Source organism: Brunnivagina elsteri CCALA 953 (assembly GCF_002289455.1).
In the GTDB taxonomy this organism is placed as follows: domain Bacteria; phylum Cyanobacteriota; class Cyanobacteriia; order Cyanobacteriales; family Nostocaceae; genus Brunnivagina; species Brunnivagina elsteri.
This window is the reverse complement of sequence record NZ_NTFS01000560.1, coordinates 1-3,307: the sequence shown is the minus strand read 5'-3', so window position 1 is coordinate 3,307 and position 3,307 is coordinate 1. Positions and strand designations below refer to the sequence as shown.

Genomic DNA, 3,307 nt, shown 5'->3' with positions numbered 1-3,307 from the left:
TTGACGCAATTGTTTACCAATTTGCCGCAGGGTTTCCACACGCTGTAGAGCTACTTGTTCAGCAAGTTCAACTTTGGGAAAGGGTAAAATATTTTTTTTTGCTTGTTTCCCTCGAATCGACAAGTATTGCGATCGCAAAGTTTAATGCCGAATTTACATCGCACAGCCAAATACTGAACTGAACTGAATTGAACTTTGTTTTTTTTGAGGTTTATTCCTCTTCCGCCAAAATTCCGTAAATCTCGCGCTTAGTGCGGTTAATCATTTCCTTGACTCGGCTCATTTTTTCACTATCTCCACTCCTAGCAACCTGCATGACTGCTGCACCTAAGTCTGCAACTGCATTTCCCAAATCCATCCATTCTTGGGGTTTGCTGCGTTGCTCCATTGAATCTAGGGGATTTCCCCGCTCTGCTAGTAATTCCCTTCCACTATCAGTAATTGAATATACCTTCTTGCCATCGACATGCTCACCAATTAAATATCCCCCTTCTTCAAGTAACTGAAGATTGGGATAAACAGAACCTGGGCTGGGTTTCCAACAACTTCCAAACCGTGATTCGAGTTCTTTAATTAACTCATAACCATGTCGCGATCGCTCGGCGATTACTGCTAACAAAATATACTTAATGTCACCTCTGGGAGTGCGTTGCTTGTCTTTCCATTGTTCCCATCTACCCGAACCAGCAAAACCATATCGTTAACAAAAGTTAACAATATGGTTTTGCTTGGTTTGATTTAGACTACAACTACGATGATTAGGAAAAATGTAGAATACTACTGGTATTAGGGAACACCAATAAATAAATCCTCCAATATTGTAGGGGTTTCCCCGCCCTTATGTATAATAGGGTTGGGAAATATATGATTTAGAGATTTTATTTTCTGGAAGTCCCTTATTCAAATGGCTAGCAGAAAATAGTCAGTTAACAAAAGATATTTTTACGCTAATACTAGTTTTATATTTACCAATTTTAGGGAATACTAAGAAGGTCTAATAAACTAAATTGAGCTTTTTATGACTCTTGAATTCTCAGCAGATACCCTCATACAACTTCCTGTTTCAGAACGGAAGGCAATAATTACAGAAAAAGCTGCATTAATAGATGTTACAAATATAACTGACGAATCCTTACATAAAGCATACAGATATGGGAAAATAATTTCTTCTATAGCAAAAGACTATATTCAACATCAAATACAGGAAGACAATCAAAGCGAATCGATTTTAGAGTTAGAGCGGCAATCTGAATTAATTCATGTTCAAACAGATAAGTTTGCAGAAGATTTTATTAATGAATTAGTAAGCTATTTTGAAAAGAAAAAAGTAGTGCTTGAAAATAAACCTAATCCATCTAACCTATTTGAATTGTGTGGTGCAACATTACTAGTAACTAGCAATTCTGTGACGAGAAAACTAAGTACAAAAATAGGCTCTCTTTTAGAAAAAATATCCAACATAAGCCCATATATAATTAGCCCAGAAATTGAATTTGATATTCACATTACTGGTATAGATGTTATTTTACTGTCCGAAGATATAGTTAAATTTGCACAATTAAAAACTCAAAAAAATACGTTAACAGGTTCTCAAGTCACCAGAGCGAAAAAAGAGTTAAGTCTTCATGAAAATTCTCTATTTATAGCAGCTTTTGATGTTGCCTCTTGGACATTCCCACAAGATTCCAAAATCCCTCGTATTGCTGGTAAGGTATTTTGGGACAGCATTTATCTAGACTACAACTTGATTGAGACTCATATTAAAAATATGGTACTGAGAATAGACAAAGTTTTTGCAGAATTGGCTGCAAGCTAAATAGAAGATTATTAAATCTACAAATATTGCATTAGTAAGCTAAGAAAGAATCAAACTCAACAGAAAATTTGTCAAAATACTGCCGAGTTTAACCTACTGCTATATGTAAAAACCATCTGAGCTTAATAAATTAATTTTTATAAGGGGAAAAGTGAAAGCTGCTCTACAAACTCTTTGCCTTTTGGCTTATTTCCTTGTATTAATGTGTAGATATAATTACCAATTTCTTTCGCAAATAGCACAGGTACAGCATTTCCAATTTGTTTATATTTAGAACTAACTGAACCATGAAAAATCCAATCATCAGGAAAAGTCTGGATTCTGGCACATTCTCTCATACTTAAAGGACGAAGCTCTATAGGATGACACATATCTGTAGCTTTTTGATATGGACTTGTGGTAACTGTTGGTGAAGGCTTATCCCAAGATAAGCGTCTATAAAAACCAACTTTACCACCTCCTGAATTATAAGCACCTCCCATTGCTTCTTTTTTTAAATCTTCTGGTAGGTATCTCCAGTTTTGTCCCTCTTTTAATAATCTTAAATACTTTAATCTACTTTCCGAATAAGCAGTAAACTCTGGCTGTGAATCAATTAAATCAGTTAAAGCATTTCTTAAAGTTTGCCATTTCGGTAAATTCCTGCCATCTGAACAATGAGTTGCAAAAGGGAATGTAACGGTTTCCCCATCTCTAGAACCTATAAAAACTACACGTTCTCTATTTTGCGGAACTCCATAATCAGCAGTTTCTAATAAGTTATAAACTATGCTGTATCCGAGTTCTTTCATTTCTGACAATACCACTTTAAGAGCAGCACCAGACATTTCATCTACATCCAAAGGGGGATAATTTTCCCCCCTTTGGTTAATCGGTCTGTGTCTAAGGGGAGCAGAAAGGAGACCTCTTACATTTTCCATGACAAAGAAACGAGGCTGAACTTCTCTAACAACCCGAATAAAATCCATAAATAAACTACCACGAGGGTCCATCACTGAACCTCGTTTACCTGCTGTACTAAATGGCTGGCAAGGTGGACCACCAGTGACTAAATCAACTTCTCCAGGACGTAAAATTCTTTCTAATTCTAGTACTCGACTCCCTTCTTCAAGCAAATCTTGAGTACTGACTTTTTCTATTTCCCTTGGTATTGCACTTTCTTGAAGATAAGGACGGTTTAAAGCTATTGTTTTTGCCGCATCACGGTCTTTTTCTACTACGCTGACCGTATGAAAACCTGCTTGTTCCATACCAAGGTCTAAACCAAAAGCCCCTGAAAACAAGGAAATAGAAACAGCCTTACCATCTATCACAGTATTACTCCCAAAAAATTACGCGAATGCACAAGTGTATACCTGAATGGTTCTTTCACTGGTTCAGATATACTAGCAATTTAAGTCAAGTTATAATTATATTTGTAAATAGATGACACAAAGTCTTCATATATTGATACTTTGTTGTGATTCCGATCGGCTTTAAAGAATATTAAAG

Annotated in this window: 3 protein-coding genes; 1 reads left to right on the top strand and 2 read right to left on the bottom strand. The window is 36.0% G+C overall.

All coding sequences use genetic code 11. The annotated features are described in order from the left end of the window. Positions 1 to 211 precede the first annotated feature (211 nt). Positions 212 to 619 (bottom strand): PadR family transcriptional regulator, encoded by a 408-nt coding sequence (locus CK510_RS28295; protein WP_245912483.1) that lies wholly within the window; start codon positions 617 to 619, stop codon positions 212 to 214. Between the two features lie 399 nt (positions 620 to 1,018). On the opposite strand from CK510_RS28295, the gene CK510_RS28290 reads away from it, so the two are divergent. Beyond that, positions 1,019 to 1,816, top strand: a complete 798-nt coding sequence (locus CK510_RS28290; RefSeq protein ID WP_095724812.1) for a hypothetical protein — start codon at positions 1,019 to 1,021, stop codon at positions 1,814 to 1,816. 137 nt (positions 1,817 to 1,953) lie between these two features. Here the strand turns inward: CK510_RS28290 and CK510_RS28285 are convergent, their stop codons facing one another. Next, positions 1,954 to 3,129 (bottom strand): DNA cytosine methyltransferase, encoded by a 1,176-nt coding sequence (locus CK510_RS28285; protein WP_095724811.1) that lies wholly within the window; start codon positions 3,127 to 3,129, stop codon positions 1,954 to 1,956. Between the last annotated feature and the right edge of the window lie 178 nt (positions 3,130 to 3,307).